Here is a 15795-nt window from a genome sequence, read left to right on the forward strand (position 1 = left end):
ACTAAACCGATTAGTTGCCTGTTAGCTTTTGACCCGTTAACTTCTCATACGCTTCAAGATATTTTTCACTGGTTTTTCGCGCCACATCGTCAGGTAAGACTGGCGCCGGCGGCGCTTTGTTCCATTGAATACTTTCTAGCCAATCGCGCACAAATTGCTTATCGTAACTGGGTGGATTGCTGCCGACTTTATATTGCGCTAACGGCCAAAAACGGGATGAATCCGGGGTTAACACTTCGTCCATCACATGCAGTACGCCATTTGCATCTAAACCAAACTCAAATTTAGTATCGGCAATAATAATGCCTTTAGTAAGTGCATACTCGGCTGCTTCGCTGTACAGTTGAATCGCGACTTTTGCGACTTTCTCCGCCATCTCAGCACCTATTAAATCAGCGCAGGCTTGCAGGCTGATATTTTCATCATGTTCGCCCGCTGCGGCTTTGGATGATGGCGTAAAAACTGGTGTTGGCAATTTTGATGCTTCCTGCAGACCTGCTGGCAAGGTAATACCACATACAGTGCCTTTGGCTTTATATTCTTTCCAACCGCTACCAACCAGATATCCGCGTACAATCGCTTCAATCGGCAATGGTTTGAGTTTTTTTACCACTACTGCACGGCTTAGGTTTCCTTCGCCCAACTGTGATTTATCTTCAGCATTATCAACAACACTGTGCGGATTTATGCCGGTTAAATGGTTTGGTACAACGTGCTTGAGTTTTTCAAACCAGAAATTCGCCATTTGCGTCAACATGGCGCCTTTATTGGGTATGCCTGTAGGCAAGATCACATCAAATGCAGACAATCTATCTGTACTGACCAGCAACATGGTGTCAGCATCAATCGCGTAAATATCACGCACTTTGCCTTGGTGGATTAAATTCAGACTGTTGAGATTGGTTTTGAGTAAAGGCTGAGTCATTTTGACGTATCTATAAATGTGCAACTGCAATTACACATAAAAATTGAAAGTGCCTTATTATAAATTGCAGCGCTTATTAATGCATATTTTTAACACATTTATTCCGTTAACTTTTTTGCAAGTTAACGGCTAATTGATATTAAAAATCGCCTACTTTAATAATTTTCATTGTATTAGTACCGCCCAAACTGCCAATCGGCTCGCCAAATGTCAGCAATACTAAGTCACCAATCTCCACGGCTTTTTGCTGCAATAAAACCTGCTGCATCTCCTGCAAGATCTCATCCCTGTTTTTGTTTTCATGTTCAATGGGATAAGGATAAACGCCACGGTGTAAAGTGAGTTTTCTGCGTGCAAATTTATCGGGTGATAGCGCATAAATTGGCACTTGTGCATCTGCACGCGATAACCATTGCGCTGCATTGCCCGATTGCGTCAATGCAGCAATGGCTTTTACTTTTAAATGCTGTGCAGTGTAAATCGTTGCAGCAGCAATCGCTTCATCCGTTTTAACAAATACCTGGTCTAATTTTTCAACATGAAATTGATTAAAATATTCTTTTTCCGCTTCCCTCACCACTCTATCAACCGCTTGCACAGCTTCCAGTGGATATTGCCCAGCAGCAGTTTCGGCGGACAACATGACCGCATCCGTGCCATCTAGCACCGCATTGGCCACGTCTGATACTTCCGCTCGCGTGGGAATCGAACTGGTAATCATCGATTCCATCATTTGCGTGGCGGTAATCACCAGTTTATTTTGTTCACGCGCCATGCGTATCATGCGCTTTTGCAAGCCGGGCACAGCCGCATCGCCTACTTCAACACCTAAATCACCACGCGCAACCATAATGGCATCGCTCGCTTCAATAATCGTCTCTAGATGGTCAATCGCCTCCGCACGTTCAATCTTGGCCACAATACTGGCGGTGCCACCAGCTTTCTTAACCAGGTTTTTCGCCTGAATTATATCTGACGCCGATTTTGGAAATGAGATAGCGATATAGTCAGCTTCTAAAGCTACCGCAGTGATCAGATCCTGCTTATCCTTTAAGGTCAATGCATCGGCGGATAATCCACCACCCTGACGATTAATACCTTTATTGTTGGTCAATACGCCGCCACTTAAAACGACGCAGTGAATTTGATTACCTTTTACTCTATCCACCTGCATGGTAATTCGACCATCATCCAGCAGCAGCACAACGCCTTCCGTTACTTCTTGTGGCAAACTTTTATAATCCAATCCCACTTTGTATTGATCACCCAATACACAGTCGGCATCCAAAATAAATATGTCGCCAGTCTTTAAGGTAACTTTGCCTAATTCAAACTGACCAATTCTAATTTTTGGTCCTTGCAAATCGCACAGTACACCCACCGGTCGACCTAGTTTTAATGCAATTTTGCGCACAATTTCCGCACGCTTGATATGCTCATCGGCAGTACCATGCGAAAAATTAAGTCGCACTACATTCACACCAGCCGTAATTAACCGTGCAATCATTTCTTCGGAAGTGCTCACTGGGCCTAGCGTTGCTACAATTTTCGTTTTACGTAACATCATGATGATATGTCTATCTGAACTTACTTTGACTTAACAATTAGGGTTAAATTGCAATAAGCTTTACTCATACTAAACTTTACCCAAAATTAAAAAAGGGCATAAGCCCCTTTTTAAAAAACGTGCAAAATAGGCTGCGTTTATTTTTGCGCTTGTTCCTGCGCTCGGCTTTCTAAAATTTCTACAGCTGGTAATGTTTTACCTTCTAAAAACTCTAAAAATGCACCGCCTGCGGTTGATATGTATGAAATTTTATCGTAAATATCATATTTCTGAATCGCGGCAATCGTGTCGCCACCGCCTGCCAGAGTAAACGCTTTGGTATTGGCAATGGCATGCGCAATCGTTTTAGTGCCTTCACCAAACTGATCAAACTCAAATACACCAACAGGACCATTCCACACCACAGTCCCTGCATTATTGATAATCTCTACTAATGCATTAGCAGATTTCGCGCCAATATCAAAAATCATATCATCCGCTGCCACGGAGTCGGCGTCTTTCTTGATTGCCAGTTCATCCGCAGCAAATTTTTTGCCGCAAACAACATCCACTGCAATCGGCACCGCCGCGCCTCTTTGGCTCATTTTGTCCATTAAGGTGCGCGCCACCGGCACTAAATCATCTTCACATAACGATTTGCCAACTTCAAACCCTGCGGCTTTTAGGAATGTATTAGCAATGCCTCCGCCGACAACCATTTGGTCGACTTTTTCAGACAGGCTTTCTAACACGGTTAATTTGGTGGAAACTTTACTGCCGCCGACAATGGCCACCATTGGTCGCGCAGGGCTAAGCAATGCTTTAGTTAATGCTTCCAATTCCTCACTTAACAGCAAGCCTGCACAGGCAACTGGTGCAAATTTCGCAATACCATATGTACTGGCTTCAGCACGGTGCGCAGTACCAAAAGCATCCATGACAAATACGTCACACAACTTTGCATACGCTTGCGCAGTTTCATCTTTGTTCTTTTTTTCACCAATATTAAAGCGACAGTTTTCCAACACCACCAATTCGCCAATAGCTACCTCAAAATCACCATTTACCCAGTCTTTGATTAAGCGCACCGGTTTATTCAACTTAGCGGCAATCACATCCACCACAGGCTTAAGTGAGTTTTCTTCTGAATAAACACCTTCTTCAGGGCGACCCAAATGCGATGTCACCATGACGCGCGCACCCTGTTTAAGCGCGTATTCTATGGTTGCCATGCTGGCAGTAATACGTGCATCAGAAGTCACTTTGCCATCTGCAACGGGGACATTTAAATCAGATCGGATGAATACGCGTTTGCCAGATAAATTAAGGTCGGTGATTTTGATAAACTTCATAACAATTCCCAAAAATTAAGCTATTTACAGTGTTAACTATTTGGCTCTCATCAATGCCACTGCGGTGTCTAGCATGCGGCAGCTAAAACCCCATTCGTTATCATACCAAGCCAATACTTTTACCAGGTTTTCAATCACCACTGTTTGTGTGGAATCAAAGTTGCTGGAAGTTTCGGTATGATTAAAATCGGAAGAAACCAGCGGCTCGGTGTTGTAAGCCAAAATACCTTTCAATGCGCCTTCGCTTGCTTCTTTCATAATCGCATTGACTTCTTCTTTGGTCGTATTACGACTGGCAACAAAGGTTAAATCGACGGCGGAAACATTGGGAGTAGGAACGCGAATCGAAAAACCAGACAATCTGCCTTTCAGTTCAGGAATCACAATACCAACCGCCTGTGCTGCACCTGTTTTGGTTGGGATCATATTCAATGCAGCAGCACGCGCACGGTGTAAGTCCTTATGATGACCATCTATTAACAACTGATCGTTGGTGTAGGAGTGGATAGTGGTCATTAAACCAGTTTCCACGCCTAATTTTTCATGTAATGCTTTCACCATTGGTGCCAAACCATTGGTTGTGCATGATGCATTTGAAATGACCGTCATAGCAGACGTTAATATTTTTTCATTAACGCCCATCACCACGGTTGCATCACAGGCATTTTTATCTGCTGGTGCAGAGATAATGACTTTTTTAGCTCCAGCATCTAAATGTGGCTGACACTTTTCTTTGGTACGAAACGCGCCGGTACATTCCAGCACCACATCAATATTCAATGCATCCCAAGGCAACTTAGCAGGATCTCTTTCATTGAACATATGGATTTTGTCATTATTCACGATTAAATAATGATGTCCGGCTACATCCTGTTCATGGCTGACTGTGGCAGCCAGTCTGCCATGGACGGTATCGTATTTGGTTAGATGCGCATTGCATTCCGGGCTGCCTGAGCCATTAATCGCCACGATTTGAATGTCTTTACGCTTTTGCTCATAAACTGCACACAATACATTGCGACCGATACGTCCATAACCATTAATTGCTACACGAATTGCCATTACATCACCCTTTCGAAACTTGCCTTTACTGAATGTTTTTAATATTCAAACAATGTGCTTTTAAATAATATTAAGTCTAGCTTTTATAAATAAAAAGAGCCTCTAAAGGGAGGCTCTTTTTAATACTACCTACTCAATAATTACACCACTGACTTAACAACAGCAACAACATTTTCTACTGTGAAGCCGAAGTGTTTCATTAATACGCCGCCAGGTGCTGATTCACCGAATGTATCGATACCGACAACAGCGCCTTCTAAGCCAACATATTTGCGCCAAAAATCAGTTACACCAGCCTCAACAGCCACGCGTTTAATGCCTGGTGTTAACACGCTGTCTTTGTAAGCTTGATCTTGACGATCAAACACGTTTGTTGATGGCATTGAAACCACGCGGACTTTAGTACCTGCTGCGTTCAACTCAGCAGCAGCTTTAACTGCCAACTCAAGCTCAGAGCCGTTAGCGATAAGAATCACTTGCGCACCAGCAACGTCAGATAATACATAAGCACCTTTACGCATACCAGCAAATTGCGCTGTATCGTGTTTGATGCCTGGTACGTTTTGACGGCTTAATACCAAACTTGAAGGACCAGTTAAACGCTCAACCGCAGCAACCCAAGCTACCGCAGTTTCAGTTGAACTACCTGGACGCCATACATCCATGTTTGGAATGTAGCGTAAACCAGCAGTATTTTCGATTGGTTGGTGCGTTGGACCATCTTCACCCTGACCGATAGAGTCATGCGTTAATACTGCAATGACGCGTTGTTTCATTAATGCAGCCATGCGCAATGCGCTTTTTGCATAGTCGGAGAACATGTGAAATGTGCCACCGAATGGAATTAAGCCACCGTGCAATGCCATACCGTTCATGATCGCGAACATACCGAACTCACGTACGCCGTATGAGATGTAGTTACCTGGTTTTTTCGCATCAACGTGTACAAAGCTACCGGTTGAAGTCAAGTTAGAACCAGTCAAGTCAGCAGAACCGCCTAAGAACTCAGGCAATAATGGAGCTAAAGCGCCAATCACGTTTTGTGATGCTTTACGTGTTGCAACACCTTCTGCTTTTTCGTTGGTCGCTGCGATGATCGCATCAGTTGCTTCTTTCCAGTTTGCTGGCAATGTGCCAGACATACGGCGTGTGAATTCTGCCGCTTCAGCTGGGAATGCTTTAGCATATGCATCAAATTTAGCGTTCCAATCGCCTTCAGCTTTAGCGCCTTTAGCAGTTGCATCCCAACCAGCGTAAACATCTTCTGGGATCACAAATGGCTCATGTGCCCAACCGATGTTTGCACGTGTCGCTGCAACTTCATCTAAACCTAGTGCAGAACCGTGGCAATCGTGTGAGCCAGATTTGTTTGGTGAACCCATACCGATCACTGTTTTACAGCAGATCAATGATGGTTTGTCTGTTACTTTTTTAGCTGCTGCAATAGCTGCACCGATTGCCGCTACGTCATGGCCGTCAACTGACTGCACATGCCAGCCATATGATTCAAAACGTTTCGCTGTATCGTCTGTATACCAGCCTTCGATATGACCATCGATAGAGATACCGTTGTCATCCCAGAATGCTGTTAACTTGCCCAGACCCCAAGTACCAGCTAGCGCACAAGCTTCATGAGAAACGCCTTCCATCATGCAGCCGTCGCCCAAGAATACGTATGTTTGATGGTCAACGATGTCATGGCCTGGTTTATTGAATTGGTTAGCCAATAATTTCTCAGCCATTGCAAAACCAACGCCATTTGCAATACCTTGGCCTAATGGACCTGTTGTTGTTTCAACGCCTGGCGCATAGCCATATTCTGGGTGACCAGCACATTTTGAATGTAATTGGCGGAATGATTGCAACTCGCTCATTGGCAATGCGTAACCTGTCAGGTGCAGCAATGAATAGATCAACATAGAACCATGACCGTTTGAAAGTACGAAACGATCGCGATTAGCCCATGATGGATTTTTTGGGTTATGGCTTAAATGGTTGTTCCACAATTCTTCGGCAATCTCTGCCATGCCCATAGGCGCACCCGGGTGACCTGAGTTGGCTTTTTGCACTGCATCCATTGATAACGCACGAATTGCGTTGGCTAAATCTTTACGCGTTGCCATGATTCTCTCCCTAATTAGCTAAACTGAACAGGTTTTTATTAATATTTAAACTAACGAAAAACCTAATAGAAACTGTAAAAAAGCTTGTTTTAAAGCTTGGTTATAAGACACTTTTTGTAAAGTGGTAATTATTCCCTAATTAGGCATTTTCGGCAAGTTTCAAGCAAGGATAATTCAGCATTAATACACCATATTTGCACATTATTTTGTAGCTAAACCGCTATTAAATGTAGCGTATTATTTTCGACTGGATTTTAACCCTGGCTTTAAATCGAAAAATTAAAATCAAAAAGCCAAGTGCCCAACAGCGGCACTTGGCACAAAACTACGAACCGATTACAAATAGACAAGCCAAACTAAATAGGCGAATACTCGGTTAAACCACTTGCCGGCTAGAGCGCATCACAAAACAAAACAGCGCTGTTAATATCAACCATGTTTGCGATGGAATTTCAGATGGCTCTGCAGCCGACCCTAATGTAACATTTTTATTGACAACATTTCTCGTGCTTACTTCTGGCATTTGCACAATATCATTAGAGGCAAGCCTTATAACTGGCATCGCGTTATCCATTTTGACGGTACTAGCAACTTTGGGTATCGAACTGATTTTTGTTGCATCGCTAATCACCGCCAAAACCGACACCGGCATAATTGAAAGTGCTCCCAGCAATACGAGCATCATCATTTTTTTCAACATTTTAATATCCAATTTAATCAAAAAACTTAAAGTACTTAAGCTTTTGCAAATTGAATGCCAATTACGTCTTTAAAAAATATTGATGGAAATCAGCGAGTTAATTTAAACCCATTATTATTTTATGTTGTCATTTTGACACTGTTGTCAATAAAGCCAGCATCTACAAAGCCAACTCAAACCAATCAGAAAAATATCAAAGCAGATATTTTCACTGTAAGAATTGGACGGAAAAATCCTACAGCAATATCAGTCATCGGCTTATTCGATATTTTTTTCAGATGCATAGAATATGTTCTGTGTTCTACACATATCTATTTTATTTATTGAAAAGGAATAATGATGAAAGCAAATCTTAAAACTCTATTAATTGTTGGTGCTTTAGCATTGCCTGTGGCTGCGTTTGCTGCAGAAGGCGATTCTGTTAAAACCAAAGTTGGCGATGCAGTTATTACCACTAAAGTTAAAGCAGAGTTTGCAAAAGATAAAGCTGTTAGTGCATCGGATATTAAAGTGGAGACGGACAGCAGCGGTTTAGTACAATTGTCAGGCATCGCAAAATCTCAAGCCGAAGCTGACAAAGCAGTGGTGCTTGCAAAAAAAGTTAAAGGCGTAACTGGCGTAAAAAATGACATTGTCATAACGCCAGAATCATACTAGTACGTTCAATTTCTCAACTTTACCTAAGCAATTCAACTAAGGCTTATTGTGGTTTTATTGCTGAGAAGATAGAAAACGGGGCGATAGGCCCCGTTTTTTGTGCGCGAATCATTGCGTGTAATCTTTCATCAGCTCCGCCACCCAATCCATAAAAATTTTAACGCGTTTAGATTGATGACGCCTGTTTGGATAAAGCATAGAAACAGGCATAGGTTCAGCTTTGTAATTTTTTAATATTTCTACCAAGCCGTTCGCCTCAGGATAATGCTTACCTGCAACTGGCAATTGGATAATTCCCAATCCAGCCACACAAGCAGCCATATAGGCGTCGCTACTATTTACTGTAATTAAAGACTTCATTTTGAGCGAAGCATATTTTTCACCATCAAAATACTCCCAACTTGCAGACTTCGCCCCCAACACGGTGGCGTAATGAATGATAAAATGGTTTGCCAATTCATCTATATGTGTTGGTTCGCCATGCCCTTGTAAATATGCTGCGCTGGCACAGTTAATAATGCGCAACTGCCCAAGTGATCTTGCAATCAAGCCAGAATCTGACAACGCGCCCACTCGCACCACACAATCAAAACCTTCGGCAATCACATCCACACGCCTATCGGTGCTACTTAACTCAATTTCAATATTAGGATATTCACTTAAAAACCGTGTTAAGTTGGGTATGACCAAATTCTTAGCCACGGCAATCGGCATATCTACGCGAATATGGCCAGTGATATTGGTTTTGCCAGATTGAAACATGGTTTCCAGTTCATCGACATCGACCAGCAAGTCCTTGCAACGCTCATAAAAAATCTGCCCATCCTGCGTCAAACTCACCGTTCGCGTGGTTCTGTGCAATAGTCTTGTACGCATATGACTTTCCAGATTTTGTATAGTCGTCGAGATGCTGCCTTTTGGTACACCCAAACTGTCTGCCGCCTTGGTAAAGCTAGCCAATTCAGCAACTCTTACAAATACTCCCATCGCATTTAATCTATCCATTGCAACCCTTATTGTTCCAAATTATTGAACAGTGAAACTAATTTATGGAAGTTTATCGCATATAAACAAGCTAATACAATATCACTCAACTACTCAGACATTGAGTTTTAAGCCACTAAATTTTAATAAACGAAAAGGATTAAAAATGAGCACAAAGATTGCAATTGTTACAGGTGGTAGCCGCGGTTTAGGTAAAAACACAGCATTAAATCTGGCTAAAAAAGGTAATGACGTCATCATCACCTACCACAGCAAATTAGCTGAAGCGAACGAAGCAGTCAAAGAAATCGAGCAATTAGGGCAAAAAGCTGTTGCACTACAATTGAATGTGACGGATAGCAAATCATTTTCCGCCTTTGCAGCACAGGTGAAAACTGCATTAAAACAGAAATGGAATAGCGACCATTTTGATTTCTTAATCAATAACGCCGGTACTGGTGTGCATGTCAGTTTTGCAGAAACCAGCGAAGTGCAATTTGACCAAATGGTGAACGAACACTTAAAAGGTGTATTTTTCCTGACGCAAAAATTATTGCCACTGATTGCAGATGGCGGTCGCATCGTCAATGTTTCCAGCGGCCTCACACGCTTTGCCTTACCAGGTTACGCAGCTTATGCAACCATGAAAGGCGCAATTGAAACCTTAACTAAATATTTAGCCAAAGAACTTGGTGCACGTGGCATTGCTGTGAACGTGGTCGCACCAGGTGCAATTGAAACTGATTTTAGTGGTGGCGCAGTAAGAGATAACGAGCAATTGAACAGTTTTGTCGCCGGACAAACTGCCTTAGGCCGTGCAGGCTTGCCAGACGACATCGGCGGCATGATTGCATCATTACTTTCAGATGACAACCGTTGGGTGAATGCACAACGCATTGAAGCTTCTGGTGGAATGTTTATCTAAATAAAGCCTTAATTGTGATACGCCGCAAATCTGGCGGCGTACTTTTTTGCTATTTTACCGCCTGCAAAACCATCTCAATCGCCCGACAATTAGCCTTCGCATCCGCAAATGTCAGCAAAGGCTGCTTATTATTTAACACACAATCACTAAAATGCTCGATTTCTAAATTAAAGTGATTGCTTGGTGCAAAGCGTTCTTCTGCGTATTTGCCATCTTCCAGCGCCCAGCTGATGACTGGCACATCATTTTGAAACACCCATGCAGCATGGCATTTAACCCAGCCTTTTGTGCCGATGATTTCGTACTCTGATTTCCGGCTACGCTCGAAACTCACATCAAAATGTCCGAAGCGGGCGCGGCCTTCGCTGTCCGGGCCAAAATCCAATACTCCACTGGTCACAATATCTGCGCCGTGTTCATTCAATTTGGCATGCGCGGTAATTGAAACTGGCTCCGCGGGCTTGCCATCTTTCTGAAAGCACCAACGCAAACTATGAATCGCATACGGCCCGATATCCCACATCGCGCCGCCGCCATCTGCCATGCTGCGGTTAATGCGATACATACGTGCCGACTTCATCAGGAATGAAAAACTGGCACGTACTGATAACACATCGCCGATTAGTCCAGAATCAATGATTTCCTGCACACGTTGATGCTGTGGATGAAAGCGATACATAAAGCCTTCCATCACTTTGACCTTATTTTTAATCGCCGCCGCTTCAATCGCTTCCACATCTTTTAAGGTAATTGCCATGGGCTTTTCAATCAAGATATGTTTGCCTGCATTTATCGCTTTAATCGCCCAGTTCGCATGTTCTTCATTCGCCAGCGGACAGTAGATCGCCTCCACATTTGGATCATTGATTAACGCATCCATGTCGTCATAACACCGTACATCAGAATGTGTTTCAATAAACCCATGCGGCGCATATTTCTCTAAAACCGCTTTAGCAGCGCCTGCACGACGACTGGCAATAGCAACCAACTCTGAATTCGGCGATTCGATAATCGCTGGTAGTAAGCGCTCATTAACCCGCGCCGCACCTAAAATTCCCCACTTAAGTTTTTGTATGCTCATATAACACCTATAGATTCAATTTACTGATGGGTATTGTACTAAGTTAACCAGCACAATGACATCTATGTCATATCAATTGTCTTATATCAAAACTGCGTATTTATTTTATGATACGCTTAAAGTCTACCCGTTTATTGAGGGCATGATATGCAGCAAAATATTCCCATACCCGAACTTAGTCCAGCAAAAAAACAAAGCAAAAAAATTGCTTTATTCGATTTAGGATTTAGGCCATTTTTCCTCGGCGCCAGCATATTTTCAATCGTTTCACTTTCTTTGTGGATGGCAATTTATGCGCTTGGATTTGAATTTAATCTTGAAAATATCCGGCCATCACAGTGGCACGCGCACGAAATGCTCTATGGCTATGCTTTTGCAGTGATTGCGGGCTTTTTACTCACTGCTGTTAAAAATTGGACAGGCATACAAACTCTACATGGCAAACCGTTGCTAGCACTATTTATGCTTTGGGTTTCTGCAAGATTGATTATGCTGATTAATCCAACCCTGATGATATGGGCAGCATTGTTTGATGCGGCATTTATGTTGGGCCTGAGTGCTGCAATTGCTATACCAATTGTAAAAGTCAAACAGTGGCGACAATTGGGGGTACTGACAAAAGTAGCTATGTTAGGCGTTGGCAATATTGCCTTTTATGCTGGCGCATTAGGCTGCTGGGCAAATGGCGCGCAAGTGAGCATTATCATTGGATTATATTTAACGGTCAGCATGATTCTGGTGATTAGCCGCAGAGTACTGCCTATGTTTATTGAGCGTGGCGTACAGGAGCAAGTAAAACTTAAGCAGTTTAAATGGCTGGATATCAGCATTATGTTGCTACTGGTTGGCCTGTTACTGAATGAAGTAGCGCTTCAAAGCACCAGTATCGGCATATTGGCTGGATCACTGCTTTTCTTAACAAATGGTTTTCGCTTATTTAACTGGCACACTAAGGGTATTTGGAAAGTGCCTTTGTTGTGGAGCCTTTACTGTGGTTTATGGCTAATTAATTTAGGCTTCTTATTTACTTCACTCAGCTATTTAACCAGCTCAATCGGCATGATATTTGCCATTCATTTATTGGCCGTAGGCGGTATAGGGCTTATTACCGTGGCAATGATGGCGCGCGTTGCATTAGGCCATACGGGAAGAAACATCCATCAGCCGCCCAGAATGGTGTCTTACGCATTTGGCTTACTTATAGTAGGCGCAATATTGCGTTCCATCTTTCCGGTTTTGGCAAGTGAGCACTATTTATTGTGGGTAGTATGTTCTTATCTTTGCTGGCTACTGGCGTTTGCAATATTTGTAGGAAAATACTGCGCAATTCTTATCAAACCTAGAATTGACGGAATGCTAGGCTAACTAAATAGCTACTCGCCTTTCCATTTGATTGAACAACCGATGCTGGCAATCTGCTCACGCGGCCCTTTGCCTGTTTCTGCAATCAGTTTCATCGCATCAAACAAATCACGCCTGCTGTCTTTTGGTGGCTCGGGGTTACGGCCCGCAGCATCAAAACGGCCGCGATATTGCAGCTCACCCTTGGCATTAAAACCAAAGAAATCAGGCGTACATACTGCGCCATAGGCCTTTGCGACTTCTTGCGTTTCATCCAGCACATATGGAAAGCTAAAGCGATTACGCGCAGCCTCTTCTGTCATACGCGCAAAATTATCTTCCGGATATTTCAGCGTGTCATTGCTTTGAATCGCAATGCTATTAATGCCGTACTGCTCTAGCTCAAGACAAGTGACAACCAATCGCGTTTTAATGGTTTTTACATAAGGACAATGGTTGCAGATAAACATCACCAGCAAACCATTCTTGCCCATCACCATATCGCGCGACACCAAGTTACCTTCGATGCTTCTGAAGTTCACAGCGGGCAAATTAAAATCAGGGGCTTTCCAACCAAAATCGCACATGGGCGGATTTAAACTTGCCATGCTTTACTCCTTAATTAACTTATAATTTTATCTTAACACTTTCGTTTAATACAATCATGTCTAATACCCGTTTTTATAGCGCAGAAAAACTTAATATTGGTGCATTAATTTCACTATCCTCCAGTGCTGCAACGCATGCCACGCGCGCGTTGAGATTGAATGTTGGCGATAAGCTCAAGTTATTTAATGGTGACGGATTAGACTATAACTGTGAGTTAATCAGCATCAAAAAAAATGAGGTGATAGCCAAAGTGCTGGCTAGCCAGACGATTGTAAATGAATCGCCACTTAATATCACTTTGCTACAAGGCATATCCAGCGGTGACCGCATGGATTACACCATTCAAAAAGCCGTGGAATTGGGCGTGAATGCGATTCAGCCAATATCCACTGAACGCAGCGTGGTAAAACTCAACCAGGAACGCGCGCAAAAAAGGCTTGAGCATTGGCAAAACGTCGTCACTTCAGCCTGCGAGCAATCTGGGCGCGCGTTTGTGCCGCAAGTATTATCGCCAATCAGTTTATCTAACTGGCTGGCAGATCATCCATCAGAAAATGCCACCCGCATCTTGCTTAACCCTGTGGGCGCATTAAAACTGGCGGCATTAACCAAGCCCGCCAATCACATTCAATTACTGATTGGTGCAGAAGGTGGATTAAGTCAAAATGAAATTAATGCCGCAACATCGCAAGGCTTCCAATCCATTATTTTGGGCCCGCGCATTTTACGCACCGAAACCGCCGCATTAACTGCCATCGCCAGCATGCAAGTTTTGTGGGGCGATTATTAAATCCACATAATTAAAATTGTATTTTTTACAAAATTATTTATAATAATGTAAATATTACAAATATATGGATTTATGATGGCATCTCTTGGCAGATTTATTCGGCAAATACGTCAATCAAACAACCTGACACTACAGCAACTTGCCAGCAAAATAGGTGCGGATGCTGGTAATTTATCACGCATAGAGCGCGGCGAGTTAGGTGTATCAGAAACTTTATTGCGCAAAATTTCTGCCGCACTGGATACAACGCCTGCACATCTTTATGCCTTAAGCGAAGCAGAAAACAATTTGCCGTTGCAAGTGGAAGAACCGCATCAATCCTATCTATCGACTTTTAACCAATCCACTTCTCGCGCAACCGCTGAAGACTTCGTGCAATGGTTTCGCTCTGCAACACCTTATATTCACGCATTTGGTGGCCGCACCTTTGTTATCGCATTTGGTGGTGAAGTAGTCAATGATGCGCAATTTATTGCCTTATCACACGATTTAAACCTGCTTGCCAGCCTAGAAGTAAGATTAGTTTTGGTGCATGGCGTACGTCCACAGATTGAACAACGTTTAAAGCGCGATAAACTGACACCAGCTTTTCATGATGGATTGCGTGTGACCGATGATGCGGCGATGGAAGCCGTAAAAGAAGCCAACGGTGCTGTGCGAGTGGAGATTGAAGCGTTACTTTCAATGGGCATTGCCAATTCACCAATGGCAGGCGCAGATATTCGCGTGGCGAGCGGCAATTTTGTTACCGCCAAACCACTTGGTGTGCGCGATGGCGTGGATTTACAACACACAGGCGAAGTACGCAAAGTAGATGCTATTGGCATACAAAAACGGCTGGATGATAACGAGCTGGTATTGCTATCACCGCTTGGTTATTCGCCAACTGGCGAAGCTTTTAACTTAAGTCTGGAAGATGTCGCGGTAAGCGCTGCGATTGCGCTGGACGCAGACAAACTGATTTTCTTGATGGATAGTGACGGCGTGCGCAATTTGCGCGGTGATTTATTGCGTGAGATGACGGCAGAAAAAGCCAAGAATCTGTTACGCAATGTACAAAACAATGAAGCCCCCATTCATTTCTCTGAGGACGTTGATTATTATTTGCCTGCCGCAGTACGCGCCTGCAAACATGGTGTCGCGCGCACGCATTTGATTTCACGCCATATCGATGGCGCCATCATCCAAGAGCTTTTCACGCACAGCGGCATTGGTACGATGGTGACAGAAGAAGGTCTGGAAACTATGCGCCAAGCAAATATTGACGATGTTGGCGGCATATTGAAATTGATTGAACCACTGGAAAATGATGGCATTTTAGTACGACGCGGACGTGAGCGCATCGAAATGGAAATTGACCATTTCTATATCATGGAACACGACAATCGCATCATCGGCTGTGCAGCACTTTATCCCTTTGCCGCTGAGCACATGGCAGAATTTGCCTGCTTGGCAATTGATACGGACTATCGCGGCAATGGTCGTGGCGATAGACTGTTCAATTATTGCCAAGCGCAGGCAAAAGAAAATGGCTTTAAAAAACTGTTCTGTTTAACCACACGCACTGAACACTGGTTTTTAGAGCGGGGATTTATTGAACAATCAATTGAAAAACTGCCGCAGGAAAAGCAAAATCTCTACAACTTCCAGCGCAAATCAAAAGTATTCGTTAAGCCGCTTTAAGCGTGTTAACCAAAATA

General features: G+C 43.3%; 14 protein-coding genes. 5 read left to right on the top strand and 9 right to left on the bottom strand.

The annotated features are described in order from the left end of the window. Window positions 1-10 precede the first annotated feature (10 nt). The 6 genes from K370_RS05525 to K370_RS05550 form a co-directional block, all read right to left on the bottom strand. Complete coding sequence (locus tag K370_RS05525; RefSeq protein ID WP_047539668.1) at window positions 11-925, bottom strand: phosphoribosylaminoimidazolesuccinocarboxamide synthase; 915 nt, start codon at window positions 923-925, stop codon at window positions 11-13. A 139-nt stretch (window positions 926-1064) separates the two neighbouring features. Next, window positions 1065-2492 carry a pyruvate kinase gene (pyk, locus tag K370_RS05530; protein WP_047539670.1) on the bottom strand — a complete coding sequence of 476 codons (1428 nt, stop codon included), beginning with the start codon at window positions 2490-2492 and terminating at the stop codon, window positions 1065-1067. Between the two features lie 137 nt (window positions 2493-2629). Next, a complete protein-coding gene (locus tag K370_RS05535; protein ID WP_047539672.1) occupies window positions 2630-3823 on the bottom strand; it encodes a phosphoglycerate kinase in 1194 nt (397 codons plus the stop codon). Window positions 3824-3859: 36 nt separating this feature from the next. Then, on the bottom strand, window positions 3860-4885 hold the full coding sequence (gene gap, locus K370_RS05540) for a type I glyceraldehyde-3-phosphate dehydrogenase (protein WP_047539674.1): 1026 nt from the start codon (window positions 4883-4885) through the stop codon (window positions 3860-3862). Window positions 4886-5025: 140 nt separating this feature from the next. Further along, on the bottom strand, window positions 5026-7008 hold the full coding sequence (gene tkt, locus K370_RS05545; protein WP_047539676.1) for a transketolase: 1983 nt from the start codon (window positions 7006-7008) through the stop codon (window positions 5026-5028). A gap of 376 nt (window positions 7009-7384) precedes the next feature. Continuing rightward, the gene (locus tag K370_RS05550) at window positions 7385-7708 is read right to left on the bottom strand and encodes a hypothetical protein (protein ID WP_047541689.1); all 324 of its coding nucleotides are present in this window, start codon (window positions 7706-7708) and stop codon (window positions 7385-7387) included. A gap of 339 nt (window positions 7709-8047) precedes the next feature. Here K370_RS05550 and K370_RS05555 point away from each other — a divergent pair, with 339 nt between their 5' ends. After that, on the top strand, window positions 8048-8365 hold the full coding sequence (locus K370_RS05555; RefSeq protein ID WP_047539678.1) for a BON domain-containing protein: 318 nt from the start codon (window positions 8048-8050) through the stop codon (window positions 8363-8365). Window positions 8366-8473: 108 nt separating this feature from the next. Here the strand turns inward: K370_RS05555 and K370_RS05560 are convergent, their stop codons facing one another. Continuing rightward, a complete protein-coding gene (locus tag K370_RS05560; protein WP_047539680.1) occupies window positions 8474-9370 on the bottom strand; it encodes a LysR family transcriptional regulator in 897 nt (298 codons plus the stop codon). Window positions 9371-9515: 145 nt separating this feature from the next. On the opposite strand from K370_RS05560, the gene K370_RS05565 reads away from it, so the two are divergent. Then, window positions 9516-10274, top strand: a complete 759-nt coding sequence (locus K370_RS05565; protein ID WP_047539682.1) for an SDR family NAD(P)-dependent oxidoreductase — start codon at window positions 9516-9518, stop codon at window positions 10272-10274. A 49-nt stretch (window positions 10275-10323) separates the two neighbouring features. On the opposite strand, the gene K370_RS05570 is transcribed toward K370_RS05565, so the two are convergent. After that, window positions 10324-11355, bottom strand: a complete 1032-nt coding sequence (locus K370_RS05570; protein WP_052185186.1) for a Gfo/Idh/MocA family protein — start codon at window positions 11353-11355, stop codon at window positions 10324-10326. Between the two features lie 147 nt (window positions 11356-11502). On the opposite strand from K370_RS05570, the gene K370_RS05575 reads away from it, so the two are divergent. After that, on the top strand, window positions 11503-12720 hold the full coding sequence (locus tag K370_RS05575; protein WP_047539684.1) for an NnrS family protein: 1218 nt from the start codon (window positions 11503-11505) through the stop codon (window positions 12718-12720). Window positions 12721-12728: 8 nt separating this feature from the next. Here K370_RS05575 and K370_RS05580 read toward each other — a convergent pair whose 3' ends face one another. Then, window positions 12729-13304 (bottom strand): thioredoxin family protein, encoded by a 576-nt coding sequence (locus K370_RS05580; protein WP_047539686.1) that lies wholly within the window; start codon window positions 13302-13304, stop codon window positions 12729-12731. A 56-nt stretch (window positions 13305-13360) separates the two neighbouring features. Between K370_RS05580 and K370_RS05585 the strand changes: the two genes are divergently transcribed. Then, complete coding sequence (locus tag K370_RS05585) at window positions 13361-14095, top strand: 16S rRNA (uracil(1498)-N(3))-methyltransferase (protein WP_047539688.1); 735 nt, start codon at window positions 13361-13363, stop codon at window positions 14093-14095. A gap of 72 nt (window positions 14096-14167) precedes the next feature. After that, window positions 14168-15778, top strand: a complete 1611-nt coding sequence (gene argA / locus K370_RS05590; RefSeq protein WP_047539690.1) for an amino-acid N-acetyltransferase — start codon at window positions 14168-14170, stop codon at window positions 15776-15778. The last annotated feature ends 17 nt before the right edge of the window (window positions 15779-15795 follow it).

The sequence above is a fragment of the Methylotenera versatilis 7 genome (assembly GCF_000799165.1).
In the GTDB taxonomy this organism is placed as follows: domain Bacteria; phylum Pseudomonadota; class Gammaproteobacteria; order Burkholderiales; family Methylophilaceae; genus Methylotenera_A; species Methylotenera_A versatilis_A.